12 protein-coding genes are annotated in these 14,747 nt (G+C 48.8%); 7 read left to right on the plus strand and 5 right to left on the minus strand.

From position 1 onward, the window contains the following. Positions 1-145: 145 nt before the first annotated feature. Positions 146-1,237: a dihydrodipicolinate synthase family protein gene (locus ACYVH9_RS00705; protein ID WP_460634365.1), complete on the plus strand. Its 1,092-nt coding sequence runs from the start codon at positions 146-148 to the stop codon at positions 1,235-1,237. A 171-nt stretch (positions 1,238-1,408) separates the two neighbouring features. Here ACYVH9_RS00705 and ACYVH9_RS00710 read toward each other — a convergent pair whose 3' ends face one another. Next, positions 1,409-1,705, minus strand: a complete 297-nt coding sequence (locus tag ACYVH9_RS00710; protein WP_460634366.1) for a hypothetical protein — start codon at positions 1,703-1,705, stop codon at positions 1,409-1,411. Positions 1,706-1,929: 224 nt separating this feature from the next. Between ACYVH9_RS00710 and ACYVH9_RS00715 the strand changes: the two genes are divergently transcribed. The 3 genes from ACYVH9_RS00715 (at position 1,930) to ACYVH9_RS00725 (ending at position 6,448) form a co-directional block, all read left to right on the plus strand. Then, positions 1,930-2,619 (plus strand): polysaccharide deacetylase family protein, encoded by a 690-nt coding sequence (locus tag ACYVH9_RS00715; RefSeq protein ID WP_460634367.1) that lies wholly within the window; start codon positions 1,930-1,932, stop codon positions 2,617-2,619. Positions 2,620-2,857: 238 nt separating this feature from the next. Continuing rightward, complete coding sequence (locus ACYVH9_RS00720) at positions 2,858-5,680, plus strand: outer membrane beta-barrel protein (RefSeq protein ID WP_460634368.1); 2,823 nt, start codon at positions 2,858-2,860, stop codon at positions 5,678-5,680. Positions 5,681-5,701: 21 nt separating this feature from the next. After that, positions 5,702-6,448, plus strand: coding sequence for a GLPGLI family protein (locus ACYVH9_RS00725; RefSeq protein ID WP_460634369.1), 747 nt, complete (start codon positions 5,702-5,704; stop codon positions 6,446-6,448). A gap of 63 nt (positions 6,449-6,511) precedes the next feature. Here ACYVH9_RS00725 and ACYVH9_RS00730 read toward each other — a convergent pair whose 3' ends face one another. Continuing rightward, positions 6,512-8,224: a GMC oxidoreductase gene (locus ACYVH9_RS00730; RefSeq protein ID WP_460634370.1), complete on the minus strand. Its 1,713-nt coding sequence runs from the start codon at positions 8,222-8,224 to the stop codon at positions 6,512-6,514. Between the two features lie 727 nt (positions 8,225-8,951). Next, the gene (locus ACYVH9_RS00735) at positions 8,952-9,668 is read right to left on the minus strand and encodes a S24 family peptidase (RefSeq protein ID WP_460634371.1); all 717 of its coding nucleotides are present in this window, start codon (positions 9,666-9,668) and stop codon (positions 8,952-8,954) included. A gap of 118 nt (positions 9,669-9,786) precedes the next feature. On the opposite strand from ACYVH9_RS00735, the gene ACYVH9_RS00740 reads away from it, so the two are divergent. Together ACYVH9_RS00740 and ACYVH9_RS00745 are read left to right on the plus strand one after the other, a co-directional pair. Continuing rightward, positions 9,787-11,064 carry a DNA polymerase Y family protein gene (locus tag ACYVH9_RS00740; RefSeq protein ID WP_460634372.1) on the plus strand — a complete coding sequence of 426 codons (1,278 nt, stop codon included), beginning with the start codon at positions 9,787-9,789 and terminating at the stop codon, positions 11,062-11,064. Positions 11,065-11,243: 179 nt separating this feature from the next. Beyond that, positions 11,244-11,807 carry a thioredoxin family protein gene (locus ACYVH9_RS00745; protein ID WP_460634373.1) on the plus strand — a complete coding sequence of 188 codons (564 nt, stop codon included), beginning with the start codon at positions 11,244-11,246 and terminating at the stop codon, positions 11,805-11,807. A gap of 96 nt (positions 11,808-11,903) precedes the next feature. Here ACYVH9_RS00745 and ACYVH9_RS00750 read toward each other — a convergent pair whose 3' ends face one another. Continuing rightward, positions 11,904-13,427 (minus strand): S41 family peptidase, encoded by a 1,524-nt coding sequence (locus ACYVH9_RS00750; RefSeq protein ID WP_460634374.1) that lies wholly within the window; start codon positions 13,425-13,427, stop codon positions 11,904-11,906. 67 nt (positions 13,428-13,494) lie between these two features. Continuing rightward, complete coding sequence (locus tag ACYVH9_RS00755; RefSeq protein ID WP_460634375.1) at positions 13,495-13,848, minus strand: YraN family protein; 354 nt, start codon at positions 13,846-13,848, stop codon at positions 13,495-13,497. Positions 13,849-13,939: 91 nt separating this feature from the next. On the opposite strand from ACYVH9_RS00755, the gene lipB reads away from it, so the two are divergent. Further along, on the plus strand, positions 13,940-14,704 hold the full coding sequence (gene lipB / locus ACYVH9_RS00760) for a lipoyl(octanoyl) transferase LipB (protein WP_460634376.1): 765 nt from the start codon (positions 13,940-13,942) through the stop codon (positions 14,702-14,704). Positions 14,705-14,747 lie beyond the last annotated feature (43 nt).

Consider the following 14,747-nt stretch of genomic DNA (forward strand, 5'->3'; position numbering starts at 1 on the left):
GCCTGGCTAGCGGCTTTTGGGAAAGTACCAGCTAGGGCAACCGTTTAGCGGTTTGTAGAAAAATAGTCGCTTTCAGAAACGTATGAATTGTACAATCCTGAGTAATTGTTAGTATAAGTTTACCCTTCCTAATCCCTTCTTTTAAATGAAACCGAATCAACCGATTTCGCGACGCACCTCCTTGGAGCGCATGGCACTGGCAACGCTGGGCTTTATAGCAGGTACCGAAGCTATTCAACCCCAGAAAGCTCATGCTGGGAGTGACCTTACGCGGTCAGGGCCTCAAGCTCCCGAAGCCTTCCGCCCGACCGGGAAAAAAATTGTTCCGGTTATGGTCACGCCGTTTAATTCAAGTGGAAAAATTGATTACGATGCCGTTACTCAGCTCGTCGAATTCTACCAGCGTGCTGGTGCAAAAGGCTTTTTTGCCAATTGCCTTAGTAGTGAAATGTACTTTTTGAATGATCAGGAACGGATTGACCTAACCCGCCACGTGGTCAAGTGTGTGGGTAATAAAGCATCGGTGGTATCAACGGGCTCGTTCGGAGAGACAATGGCAAACAAAACGGAGTTTGCCCAGAAAATTGCGGATACCGGCGCCAATGGTGTCATTCTGATCTCGAGCCATTTTGCCCGCGCCGACGAAAGCGATGCGGTTTTGAAGAAAAATTTTGAGCAGTTTCTGTCGATGACGGGTACCATCAAAGTAGGTACTTACGAATGCCCGTCGCCGTACAAGCGGCTTCTGTCGCCGGATGTTTTCAAATCGCTCGTGGCCGATAAACGGATGATTTATCACAAGGATACGTCGGAAGACATTAAAAACATCGAAACCAAGCTGGCGATTGCGCGTGGTACGCAGCTGGAATTCTACAACGCTCACACCGCTACAGCCGCCGAATCGTTGCAGAAAGGAGCCACCGGTATGTCGCCAATCTCTGGTAATTTTTATCCTGAAATTCACAGCTGGCTATGCCAGCATGCCAGCGACCCGAAGAAAGTCGCCGATGTGCAGTGGATACAGGCCGAAATTACCCGTACCGAGCCCATCATTTCAAAGTTTTATCCGCTCAGTTCCAAATACTTTCTAAAAAAACGGGGGCTGCCTATCGAACTTGTGTGCCGCTCGAAGGCGAAATCCATTCCGATGGAACAGATGAATGTGCTGGACGACACCTATCTTACTTTTCTCGGTTGGTGCGACCGACTCGGAATCCAGCTGGCGGAGCGTCGTTGATAAACTAAGGACCTGGCAGGTCTCGCAGATCTGTCAGGTTTAAAATTCAGATTTGACTGGTAGCCTCGTTTGCAATAGTGGTTTAGTGACGTTCTCGAAGCGGCTTTAAACCGTGTAAATGAATAACTGCTTGGTAAATAACGCCATCTGAAAACCGGATGCGATTTTGGCTCAAAACATCACTTCAATTCCAAAATCATTAATTTGCACCATCGACGGTGCCTGCTGGTTCCGCAGCTCGGTGGCAATGCGCTGCATAATTTCGGCCCGGCGCGGGGTAGCGATTTTAGCACCCGAACTGCGGCAATAGGCTGGCCATTGTTCATCGCCCGGTACAAACACGTAAATGGAAGTCAGCATCCGTTCGTAGGAAAACCGTAAGGTGAGCATGGATTCTCGGTAGCTAATCCAGCCGGACAAACCGGTATGTTCCATTTCAACAGTATAATGGTTCAAGGGAGTGGCCATAGGGGTCCGGGTTGCCCAAGAGTTCATCAAATTCATAATACGATGTTTTTGGAAAGTAGTGATGCCCCGCTATGCTGATCGTTTGGTGGTTGTTTCTGTCCTGGTTTATCGTTTTGAAGAGCGATAATTGTGTGAAAGATGCAAGTCGGGTAGAAGACGTTGCACGAGCGGCACAAAATGATCAAAAATATTTGCCCGGAGACACAACCGGCCGCTATTCATTCGTGCGCGGTGCCATAGTTCGGGGCGATACCATGCGCCGACGGTTGGCCATTGTATTTACCGGAGATGAATACGCCGACGGGGGAGAAGCGATTCGACAAACATTAAAAAAGTACCGCGTTCCGGCTTCGTTCTTCCTGACCGGGCGGTTTTACCGCAACCCGGTTTTTCAGCCGCTGATTCGTAACCTCCGAAAAGATGGCCATTATTTAGGTCCGCATTCCAACAATCATTTGCTGTATTGTGATTGGATAAAACGGGACAGTCTGTTCATTAATCAGACGCAATTTCGTACCGACCTGGCTCGGAATTACGCGGAAATGCAGGCATACGGAATTGCTAACACACAAGCGCGGTATTTTTTGCCTCCTTACGAGTGGTATAATGATACCATTGCTCGATGGACACAAGAAGAGGGATTGCAATTGATAAATTTTACACCCGGCACCCTCAGTCATGCCGATTATACGACGCCTGATCTGAAGAATTACCGCAGCAGTCGCACAATCCTTACCTCTATTTATACCCACGAACAACGCCAACCCAGCGGTTTAAACGGTTTTATTCTGTTGATGCATATTGGTACACATCCCGCCCGAACGGATAAACTATACATGCATCTTGAGGAGCTGCTGCACTATTTACAGCAAAAAAGGTATCAGTTAATCCGGGTGGATAACTTATTGCCTTAATTTGCTCTATTGCTTATCCATCTAGCTATTATTAAAGCTCCCGTGCAACATTTTGTGGTGCAATCCCTTCTTTAGCTTGCTTTTCTGAGGCATTGATTTGGTTCTCCGATGCCTATTTCAACTACAAAAATATTTTTTCAACTATTTGTATAGTTGTAACTATTAAAATTTGTTAACTTTCAGCAATGAACGTAAAATCTTTACAATTTGCTGGCGCTAACTATAGCTTCCTATCCCTATGAAAAAAATTCTCCTGCTGCTGTTAGTGGCGGTATGTTGTCAGACAGCTTTTGCGCAACAGTCGGCCCGCATTACCATCCGAGGTTCGATTGTTGACACGGCAAAGGCCGTTCTTCCCGGTGCGACCGTCATGTTATTAACCCCCAAAGATTCGGCGCTGGTCAATTACGGGAGAACCAATGACAAGGGCGTTTTTGAATTTCGCAACGTTAAGCGTGCCCCTTACATCCTGAAAGTATCGTACGTCGGTTTTTTGCCCTTGCAGAAAGAAGTAAATCCGGACAACGGTGAGGTAGTTGATCTGGGTGCGCTGGAAATCAAACCGATTCAGAAAGAACTGCTCGAAGTGGTTATCAAAACGGCCCGCGCTCCGCTGAGCATCCGGGGCGATACCGTGGAATACAATGCCGCTTCGTTTAAAGTGCCGCCCGGGTCAACGGTGGAAGAATTGCTTCGAAAATTGCCCGGCATGCAGGTCGACCAGGAGGGGAATATCAAGGCGCAGGGTGAAACCGTTACCAAAGTGACGGTGGATGGCAAAAGTTTTTTTGGCTCTGACCCCAAACAGGCGACTAAAAACCTTCCGGCTGAAGCCATCTCGAAAGTTCAAGTATTCAATGACAAAACGGAAGCCGCCAAAACAACGGGTATCGACGACGGCAAACGGGAAAAAGCCGTCAACCTGGAACTGAAAGAAAGCCACCGGAAGGGCGGTTTTGGCAAAGTGACGGCGGGCGCTGGTACCAAAGAGCGGTTTCAACTCCGGGGTAATTACAACCGCTTTAACACGAAAGAGCAGATGTCGGTGATTGGTCTTGGGAACAATATCAACCAAACCGGCTTGTCGTGGGATGATTACCAGGATTTTCGGGGAAGTCAGTCGTTCAACTGGCAGGACCAGGGCGATTTTGGTTTTGGTGGCGCTAATTTCATCGTTTTTGGGGGAGATGATAACATGGGCGTTCCGATTTCGGGCTACAGCAGCAACCGGGGGTTTTCCCGCAATTATGCCGGTGGAGCAAACTACAACCACGATACCCCAAAGACCAAACTTAGCTCCAATTACTTCTATAACCAGACCGGCCTGACGCTGGACTCGGATTTGGACAAAGAAACTTTTTTGCCGAACACCTCTTTTTTAACACAAGAAAATAAATCGCAAAATAGCTTTTCGCGTAACCACCGGGGAAGTGCTCGGTTTGAGCAAAAAATAGATTCCCTGAACACAATTGTCGTAATCGGGAACATTCGCGCCAACAACGGAAATAATAACCTGCGGAGCGACCAGTATTTTTCGGAGGCATTGGATCGGGATACTACGTCCAGCACCAACCTCCGAAACCGGGATGAATTTAACGGTTTTCAGTTGGCGACCACGGCTATCTACCGGCACACGTTCCGGAAAAAAGGCCGGAATTTTGCGGCCAGCCTGGCCTACAACCTGAACAACAGCGACGGAATCACCAACCTGCGTTCGGTCAGTACCTATTTTGATGACACCACCGCCATTGGGGCACCTACGGTTTTTCGGGTGAATCAGGATCATTTCACCAAGAGTGTGCGCAACGAAATCAAATCCAGCCTGGATTACGTGGAGCCGTTGTCCAAAACCACTTTTTGGGAAACATTTTACAATTTTAGCCTGCGCAATGACAAGGTAGACCGCGACGTTTACGATCTGACTGATCAGGGGTCGGTTCGAAATAATAACCTAAGCCGGTATTACACCAACGATTTTACGTATAACCGAATTGGTTCGCTGATTCGCTATTCCGATAAGGGCTTTAACGTGTCGGGCGGGTTGGCAGCCATGTGGTTCAACCAGGCCGGACGGTTTGCTCCGGATCAGATGGCGTCAACATTCACTACCGTCAATCGAAATTATTTCACGGTAGTTCCGAATGCTTCGGTGTATTACAACCTGAAAAACAAGCGGTTTAATTTCAATTACAACGTGAACGTCAGCCAGCCGCAGACCAGTGATTTACAGCCGGTTATTGACAATAGCAACCCGCGCTTCATTCGGGAAGGGAACCCCAACCTTTTACCGTCGTTGTCGCACCAGGTCCGGGGCGGTTTTGGTATCTTTGACCCGGGTACGTTTGTCAATGTATTTTTTAACCTGAATTATAGTTACAACATCAACCAAATCGTTTATAACCAAACGGTTAATGAGCTGTTTGTGACCACGACACGACCGGAAAATATCAGTGGGGGAGATAGTAAAGGCGGTAGTCTTTCGTTCAGCTTCCCGATCAAGAAGACGAAAGCGGTTATGAATATGTATACTTACGCCAGTCTTAATCAATTTCCAACGTTCATAAACGGTGTACGAAACCGGACCAACAGCAACAATTATAATGCTTATGTCAGCCTGGATTTGACTCCTAGCGAAATCTTCACGTTCTATCCAACTTTTAACTTTGGGATTACGGATACCAAGTACTCAGTGAACAGTTCTCAGAACCTGACGATTTATAATTATAATTATGGCGGTAACATGAACATCAAATTACCCGCCAATATTTTCGTCAACGGGCGGATGAATTACCAGGTTTATCAAAACCGTAAATTTGGATTCAATCAACAACTACCGATTTTAAATTTGTCGGTTTATAAGCTTTTCCTAAAAGACAATAAAGCAGAGGTTCGGTTGACAGCTTACGACGTTTTCAACAAAAATCAGGGCATTACGCAGCAAGCTTATCAGAATATCGTTCAGACCGAACGGGTTCAAACGCTGGCCCAATATTTTATGCTTTCTTTCTCGTATAATGTGCGGGGGTTGAAATCGCAAATGCGGCAGAATAATGGATGGTAATACGTAAAAGCTTAAGCATACATGAAAAATTTTCTGATTTTTATTCTCCTGGCCGTTGGCATTCCGGTAACAGCCCAAAAACTAGAAGGTGTTGTTACGTATGATCGTACGCAGGATTATGTCAAGATTATGTCCCGTTTGACGTTCCTGAGTCTGGATCAAAAGGAACGGATGAAAGCAACGAGCAAAAATTACAGCAGTTCCAGTACCAAAATGGTGCTTTATTTCAACGAAGACCAGAGCTTGTACACCAACGAAAGTGAGTACTGGCGCAGCGAAAACGGGCAATGGTCGTACCGCAACAGCGATTATATCATCCGGCGCGACTTCAAAAATGAAACCAAAGCCGATGTGATCGAAATGTTGGGAAAAACCTACCTGATTGAGGATTCGTTGCAAACGCCAAAGTGGAAGATTTTGAATCAGTTGAAAGACATTGCGGGGCATATCTGCATGAAGGCCGAAACCGAAGACCCGATTAAGCAGCAGAAAATTACGGCCTGGTTTGCCCAGGATATCCCGGTATCTGCCGGACCCGAGCAGTATTTTGGTTTACCGGGCCTTATTCTGGAATTGGATCTGAACGATGGCGACGCCGTGATTACGGCCAGCAAGATTGAGCTTCGGGATGTGTCGAAGGAGCTGACAGCAACCAAAAAAGCCAAAGGCCGCAAAATCAAAACCGCCGACTACGATAAACTCATCAAGGATCATATCCAGACCAGTATGAAAGCCCAGGAAAACCCCTACTGGACGATACGATACTAACAGGAATGATGAATTAGGAGCGATGAACGATGAAATCTAAAAACACCATCGTTCATCGTTTTCTCACAAATTTCCTTTCTTCAACTCCGCAACGGCGTGGTTTGCGGCCCGGGCGGTTAAGGCCATGAAGGTGATAGACGGATTTTGGTTGCCGACGGAGGTCATGCAGGCGCCGTCGGTGACGAAAACGTTTTTCACGTTATGAAATTGGTTCCAGCCATTTAGCAACGAGGTTTTGGGGTCTTTGCCCATCCGAACTCCGCCCATTTCGTGGATATCCAGACCAGGATTCCGTTTGTCGTCGTAAGACGCAATGTTTTTACAACCTGATTTCTCGAGCATCTCGGCCCCCTGCATCAGAAAATCTTTGATGACTTTTTCGTCGTTGGCATCGTAGCCGATGGACGTAATCAACTGCGGAATGCCAAACGGATCTTTCTGATCTGTACTTAACCGAACGTGGTTTTCGTATTTCGGAACGGTTTCTCCCTGCATCATCATGTAGACGCTCCAGCCGCCCGGCGTCAACAATCCCTCCTTGAATTCTGCTCCAAAACCGTCCTGGCTATTGCCTCGTTGCCAGCTGGCCCGGCTGGCGCTGAATGCCACCATGTAACCCCGCTGAAAATCCGTCTCCTGTTTTTTTACATTCCGGAACGAGGGCATGAAGGCCGTTGTGGGCCGCCGGCCGTAAAAGTATTGGTCTTTGTAGCCATCGAACGAAGCTGTCAGGCTCCCCCGGTAATTGTGAAATGCCACGTAGCGGCCCAGCAAACCATTGTCGTTGCCCAACCCATTGGGGAAGCGGCTGGAGGTCGAATTCAGCAGCACCAGGTTGGAATTCAGGCAAGCGGCATTGACGAAGATAATTTTGGCAAAATACTCTACCGCTTGTTTCGTGTTGGCATCGATTACCCGCACACCCATCGCTCTTCCCTTTTTTTCGTCGTAAATGATGGAATGAACCACCGAGTCAGGGCGCAGGGTCAGATTGCCGGTTTTGGCCGCCCACGGTAAGGTGGCCGAGTTGGAACTGAAATAACCGCCAAACGGGCAGCCGCGGTAACACAGACTACGGGCCTGACACTGCCCACGTCCTTGCTGCAAATGAATGGGTTGCGGTTTGGTCAGGTGCGCACACCGGCCAATGATGACCTGTCGGTCGGTATACTGCTTTTTGACGGCTTGCTGAATGTGTTTCTCAACACAGTTGAGCTCAAAAGGGGGCAGGAATTCACCGTCGGGCAGGCTATCGATCCCGTCTTTATTACCACTGATGCCCACAAATTTTTCAACGTGGCTGTACCAGGGCGCAAGGTCTTTATACCGGATCGGCCAGTCGACGGCAAAACCGTCGCGGGCGGGTGCCTCCAATTCGTAATCGCTCCAGCGCTGGGTTTGCCGCGCCCAGATCAGCGATTTTCCCCCGACCTGATAGCCCCGAATCCAGTCAAACGGTTTTTCCTGAATGTACGGATGGTCGGCATCTTTCACGAAAAACTGCTCCGTCGATTCGTCCAGGGCATAACATTTGGTTGCAATAGGGTTTGCCACGTCAAAAGAATCCGGCATGCGGTTGCGGTGGGGTAGGTCCCACGGGTTGGCCATCGCTGTTGGATAATCCGTCACATGTTTGATCATGCGTCCTCGTTCCAGCACAAGGGTTTTCAAACCTTTTTCACACAGTTCCTTCGCGGCCCAGCCTCCGCTGATGCCTGAGCCAATTACGATAGCGTCGAACGTATGTTGGGCGTTGGCTTTTCCTGTAATATACATCGGTGGTAGTATAAAGATGAAACCTGTAAGGTCGCCCAGACGGGGTCGCCCAGACGGGGTCGCCCAGACGGGGTCGCCCAGACTTTACAGGCTATTTGCGTCTAATTCAATAACTGAACTTTATCACGTCTGAAACTCGTCAACTTTACTTGCCTATCACTATTATCAAGTTCATAATCACGGGAATGGGTTGGGCTTATCGTTTCGCGAACCAGATAATTACCGCTATTTCGTCAAAAGATGCGCGAAATACTGCGCACCAATTGCTGATACTTCCGCTTATTGCCTGATAATTAACCATTTCCACGTATTCATCTGTATCAAATCCGTTGCCGGGATCACAGTCATTTTGAATGGATCAACTATCGATTGATAGTCAGGAACGATTGGCGCTAGAAATCAGTCGCAATTTTCGAATTTTCAATGCCTACGTCAAAGCTTATTAACAAACGTTTTGGCCGGCAAGGAGCTTTTCTTATGGGTTATTTCAAGCGAAAATAGTAACTGGTGAACAGCATTACTCGCAATCGATCCATTATATTCATCATAACCCGGTCAACATGGATTCTATAACGTCTAACCGATGGTGTTGGATTGGTTTGATGCTGGAATGAATTCGAGACTCTCCATCAAAAATAATAGCAGTAAGCAAAAAGACCTGCCAGGTTTTCAAAACACGACAGGTCTTTGGGAATTTCAGATTGGATACTTACTAAACTGCCATATTCTATTCCACCGGAGAATCGATCACCCGCACCACTTTCCAGATTCCGCGAATGTCTTTCAACGGAATGGTAACGCTGCCCCCGTTCGGATTGTCGGAGTGAAGCGTCAACCGCTGGCGCGTCAGTAACTCGTTGTCTTTGATTCGTTTTACCACGAAAAAGTCACGGTAGATAACGGCAAAAATGCCCCCCGACTGGTATTCCCAGTTGATGGGGTCCACCAGAATCGCTAGTACTTTGGCTCCGTTCGCCAGCTGCGGGGTCATGCTGTTGCCGGAAACTTCAATAACGACCGGATCTTTATGCGTTCCCACCATGTGGACCGGAACGCGGTAGGTTTCCATCTGCGCCATGCTGATTCCTTCGATGTAGGTCTCAATGAAACTGGCGTAAAAGCGTGTCGGCACGAACGGAAGGTCGGTGTAGCGCACTTCCAGTTCAATAACCTTCCCATTCTGCTCCGGCTCATCCAATACGGGTTTTTGCCCCCGCAGCAGAAAATCGGCCCGCACCTGCGGATATTGTTCCAACAGCCGCATGATTGTATCGTACGATGGTTTGGCCCGTCCGTTCAGAATGTTATAAAATTTCGATGAGTTTTCGCCCAGGTCTTTTGCGGCCTGGTAAATACTGATTTCCAGCGCGTCAAATACTTGCCGCAGCCGCTCCTGAATCGGCTCCAAACCTTCTTCAAAAGATTTTCCCGGTTCGTTTAACATGATATAAGTATTGACTTTTATAATATAAGTATTATATATTGTGATCAAATATACAAAATAAAACAACAAATCTGATGAAAACTGCTAGAATAATATCATATCCAACCTGAAAGAAAAAATGAAACGGCTGGGAGACCACACTAAACCGACGGTTTTGTTCGTCGATATGAACAGCTTTTTTGCCAGTTGTGAGCAACAGGTCAATTATTACCTCCGCGAACGGCCCATTGCGGTTTGCGTCTATACGGGAAAACAAGGATGCGTCATTGCGCCGTCTATCGAGGCCAAGCAGCGGGGCGTTCGGTTGGGCATGCGGCTGGATGAAGCCATTCAGCTTTGTCCGGACTTGATTCCGGTGGAAACGAATTCTAAACGTTACCGCGAATTTCACGTGGCCATCATCAACGTGCTTCGGCAATATACCCCCGACGTTATTCCCAAAAGCATCGACGAAGCCGTGGTCGATCTGACCCACTGCCAACTCATTTACAGGAATGTGGTTGAGGTGGCCCGGCAGATCAAAAATGACATTCAGACGAAAGTGGGCGACTGGCTTCGCTGTTCCATCGGCATTGCTCCCAATGCGTTTCTGGCTAAGCTGGGCTCCGACCTGTATAAACCCGATGGGTTGGTGGTTATCACTCCCGAAACCATCGACGATGTTCTGAAAAATTTGAAGCTGACCGATCTGCCCGGCATCGGCCAGAGCATGGCCCGGCGGCTCGAAGAACAGGGCATTCTCACACCTTTGAACTTACGGTATGCTTCCCCCGAGCGGCTACGGGCGGTTTGCAAAAGCGTCATTGGCTGGCATTGGCATCTGCGACTTAATTTTGGGGGCGAAGTGGATCTGGAAACCAGCGCTTATAAAAGCATGCAGGCCATGCGAACCATTGCGGCCCACCAGCGCGAATCGCCCGAACGGCTGGATGAATTGCTGCAATCGCTTTGCCTCACGCTGGAGCGTCGGATGGTGAAGCAGGATGTGTTTTGCCAGGTTATCGCCTTTCATTGCCGTTACCACGATGGCCGGTATTACAGCGATGAAATTAAGCTGCCCCAACCGAAGCAGGACAGCATGGAATTATACCACCTGATCCGGCAGCGCTTTGAACGGTTCCAGCGTGCCAACCAATGCGAGCCGATTTTGAATCGATCCATCCGGAGCATGAGTGTCAGCGTGTTTCGTTTTATGTCGGGACAATTGGTTCCGTTTAGTCTGTTTGAAGACAACACCCGCAAAAACACCCTGCGAAAAATAATCTACGAAGTGAAAGACCGATTTGGCAGCGATAAACTGATCCGGGCCACCGAACTCCGCGACCAGCCTATCTTTCGCGATGTGATCGGTTTTGGCTCCATTAAGGACCTTCACGACGACCAAAATCCGTTTTAAATTGTAAATGAATGAGTAATGCAGAAAATTTTTACAAAAATTTGTTACTCTTGCGTACTTTTGAAGTCAAAATGAGTAGCCCGACTCTCGTCTGTTGGCATATAATACCATCCCCACCTGTCGTTATCTTGCTAGAACGGCCTTTTGTGAAAGTGGTTTCACATTAACTAAACAGACTCATGAACAACGTATTCACCCTTATGGTAGCCATGCTGCTGGTTGCAGTGGCGCTAGTTTCGTTTCGGCCGGAAACGGAGCCCAAAGAAGACGCTAAAATCAAGTGGATGACCATTGAGGAAGCGTTCGCGCAGAATCAGAAAAACCCAAAGAAAATCTTTATCGATGTCTATACCGACTGGTGTGGCTGGTGCAAAGTGATGGATCGGGAAACTTTTACCAACCCGTCCGTGGTCGATTACATCAGTAAAAACTACTACGCCGTAAAGCTGAATGCCGAGCAGAAAGAAGACATCGTTTTGGGCAAAGATAAGTTCGTGTACGTTGCCCAGGGCGGTCGCGGGTACCATCAATTGGCGGCTGCGCTGCTGAGAAATCAACTAAGCTACCCAACGGTTGTTTTCATGAACGAAAAGTTCCAGCCTATTCAGCCAATTCCGGGCTACATAAAAGCACCTGAGTTTCATCAGATTATTACGTTTATCGGTGGCGACCATTACGACAAGGAGCCATTCGAGCAATTCAAAGCGAAAACGTACCCACAGAAATATTCCGCAAAACGCTGAAGCCAGCGGAAACTTGTACCGCAAAACCGTCCGGACCCGGACGGTTTTTTCTTTGGGAGCAATGCCATCAGGAGCGATAAAATTGACGGCTATGGATTACCGAGCCGTCATTTTTCGTTTGCCTTCCTGAATCAGTTCCAGCACCTTTTCCATGTCCCGATCGCGCTGCTTGATTCGATCTTGCACGGTGTATTCGGTGGGGTAGTCCGGCATCACACCCCGTCCCTGATCCGGATTTCGGCTGGCGGTTGCAATCCAAAACACAGGAAACCGGACCCGCAAGCGCGTCTCGGGTAGCGTCAGCGTCTGAATAATGCCGCCGTTGCAACCGGCTTCGCCCCCACCCGTTTCCTGACCAATGATTGTAACGGGCCGCTGTGCTTTTAAACTAGCCGTAAAAATGGACGCTGCCGAAAACGTCCGGCCACTCGTCAAAATGTAAACTTTACCCGTAAACCGGTGGTCGGATGCCGGTTTATTCCAGCCCACGTTGGATTTTCCGAACTGATAACGGCCACCCTCTGATTTCATGAAACGGAAGTTCTGCCGTAACACGCGTTTTTCCTTGCGGTCAAAATAGGAACAGGAGTTTGGTCGGCGTACACGGCACTCCGCCCGATCAACCTGCCGAAAATCCGACTTCATCAGGTACGACATCAGATCCGAACCAATTTCGGCGTTTCCTCCGGTATTCTGCCGCAAGTCGATCACCAGATCCTGTACTTTCTGCTTTTCCAGGGTTTCGAATACTTCCCGGTGAAACGACTGATAGCGGTCGTAACCAAAACCGTTGATAATCAACATGGCTGCTGTCGAGTCGCCGTTAATAAAATGCAGCGAACGCATCAGTTGGAGTTTGGCATCATCGTCAAACGACGCTTCCGTTTTATGACGGTTTTTTTTGCTTCGCTTCACCGTGGCTGGAAGCGGAGTTGTCGGAATATCGCCCGAACTAACGGGCCGGCGCCGGATGGTGGTTACCCGCTCAACGCAGGTCGTATCACGTACCGTCAGCGTCCAGGGCGACCGGCCGTCGAAATGCCGCCAATAGGTTTCTTCGAGGTGGTACAATTCGAGAAAATAATTCTTGAACGTCTGGTTGTAGCCGTCGGAGGGCCAGCGGTCACGGGCCGCCTGGATAACCTCTTTGACAGAATGTTTGCCCAGCTTCAGCACTTCCGTGCCACAGATCAGCGACGAGTCCGTGCTGCGGTTACGCCCGATAAACATCCGGTCGTTTTGTAAAATAATATCAAACGGTAGCCACTGGGGTTGCGGTTTTCGGGTTGAGCGGCTGGTGTAGAGGGATTCCTGTACATCAGTATGGCCGCAGCGAATCCGGACAATCAGCGGGCGGAGCAGTTCCCGAAATTCAATTTCGGTCATCGGGCGGTAAAGCTGGCGAAAAACCGAGTCGAAACTCCGGTTCATTTCGTCTTGCGGCACATACCGGTACAAGCTCGGGTGGCGTTCCTCCAGCGTTTTCCGCAGGACCGCAAAATCACTCCGCAATTGCTCGACCGTATACACCCGGGGGCGATAGGTTCCTTTTTTCGGAGGGGTCGGAAAACAATAAGCCGTGCTGATAGTCAAGGCCATCAGCAGCACGAGGAAACGCATACTGTTTTTCTAAAATGATCAAACCATTCTATTCCCGAAGCTACCGTTTTTTTTATGGGAAACAAAATTAGTAAAACGCGTCTTCGATGTGATTGATGGCAATCTGATCGGGCAAGACTGTCACGGCCACAACATCGAAACGAACGTCGTAGGGCCAGTCTTTGGCAAACAGATAATGCTCGGCGGCTTTCATAACCAGCCTTGCTTTGGTGTAGTTGACGAACGTTTCGGGGTTGCCAAATCGGGTATTGCTGCGGGTTTTTACTTCCACAAAAACCATCAGTTTACCCAGTTGCGCAATCAGGTCAATTTCGGCGTGCTGGTGTCGGTAATTCCGTTCCAGGATGTCGTAGCCTTTCCGTTGCAGGTAACGGATAGCTTCGTCTTCGCCCTGCCGACCGGTGTCGTTGTGTTGTGCCATAAACGGTTTTTATGCTTAGACGGTCATGGGCTCAAATAGACACGAACGAAAACGACTGGTTTTGGTGTTTCCTACAGAGGATGATACGAGAATGAATCATTATTGCAATAAACAGGTACAGGTTCAAGATTTGGGACTTGTTGATTATCAAACCGGTTGGGATTATCAGGAGCGGCTTCTAGCGGATGTAGTTGCGGCCAAAATAGCGAACCGAAACCGGCCGGTGGATCAACAGCAGCCGACGCCCAATTACGTGTTGTTTTGCCAGCACCCCCACGTCTACACCTTGGGTAAAAGCGGGAAAGAAGGCCATCTGCTGGCTAATGACGCGTTCCTGCAAAGCATCGGTGCCACCTATTACAAAATCAACCGGGGGGGCGATATTACCTACCACGGACCGGGGCAGTTGGTGGGGTATCCGATTCTGGACCTGGATAATTTTTTCACGGACATTCACCGGTACATGCGTTTGCTGGAAGAGGCCATCATTCAAACGCTGGCGGACTACGGTTTGAGCGCTGGACGGATCGATGGCTTGACCGGCGTCTGGCTGGGACACGAACCGGATAAAAAACCAGCCAACGGTCCACGAAAAATCTGCGCGATGGGCGTCAAAGCGAGTCGCTGGGTCACCATGCACGGTTTTGCGTTGAACGTGAACACGGATTTGCAGTATTTTAGTCATATCGTGCCCTGCGGTATTTCCGACAAAGCCGTTACGTCCATGCAGGCCGAGCTGGGTCGGGAAGTGCCGCTGGAGGAGGTGGCCAAACGGGTCAGTTATCACCTGGCCGATTTGTTTGAGATGGAATTGATTCCCGTTGCATCGGATTTGGTGAAACCGGCTGCGGTGTAATGGGTTACTAATAGATAGCATTGAAGCACGGCATGAGTCCGTA

The sequence above is a fragment of the Larkinella harenae genome, from assembly GCF_054780515.1.

What these genes read in the sequence shown, in the direction of transcription:
- ACYVH9_RS00705 (WP_460634365.1), top strand. Translation starts at nt 146, where the DNA reads ATGAAACCGAATCAACCGATTTCGCGACGCACCTCCTTGGAGCGCATG.
- ACYVH9_RS00710 (WP_460634366.1), bottom strand. Translation starts at nt 1,705, where the DNA reads ATGGCCACTCCCTTGAACCATTATACTGTTGAAATGGAACATACCGGT.
- ACYVH9_RS00720 (WP_460634368.1), top strand. Translation starts at nt 2,858, where the DNA reads ATGAAAAAAATTCTCCTGCTGCTGTTAGTGGCGGTATGTTGTCAGACA.
- ACYVH9_RS00725 (WP_460634369.1), top strand. Translation starts at nt 5,702, where the DNA reads ATGAAAAATTTTCTGATTTTTATTCTCCTGGCCGTTGGCATTCCGGTA.
- ACYVH9_RS00730 (WP_460634370.1), bottom strand. Translation starts at nt 8,224, where the DNA reads ATGTATATTACAGGAAAAGCCAACGCCCAACATACGTTCGACGCTATC.
- ACYVH9_RS00735 (WP_460634371.1), bottom strand. Translation starts at nt 9,668, where the DNA reads ATGTTAAACGAACCGGGAAAATCTTTTGAAGAAGGTTTGGAGCCGATT.
- ACYVH9_RS00740 (WP_460634372.1), top strand. Translation starts at nt 9,787, where the DNA reads ATGAAACGGCTGGGAGACCACACTAAACCGACGGTTTTGTTCGTCGAT.
- ACYVH9_RS00745 (WP_460634373.1), top strand. Translation starts at nt 11,244, where the DNA reads ATGAACAACGTATTCACCCTTATGGTAGCCATGCTGCTGGTTGCAGTG.
- ACYVH9_RS00750 (WP_460634374.1), bottom strand. Translation starts at nt 13,427, where the DNA reads ATGCGTTTCCTCGTGCTGCTGATGGCCTTGACTATCAGCACGGCTTAT.
- ACYVH9_RS00755 (WP_460634375.1), bottom strand. Translation starts at nt 13,848, where the DNA reads ATGGCACAACACAACGACACCGGTCGGCAGGGCGAAGACGAAGCTATC.
- lipB (WP_460634376.1), top strand. Translation starts at nt 13,940, where the DNA reads ATGAATCATTATTGCAATAAACAGGTACAGGTTCAAGATTTGGGACTT.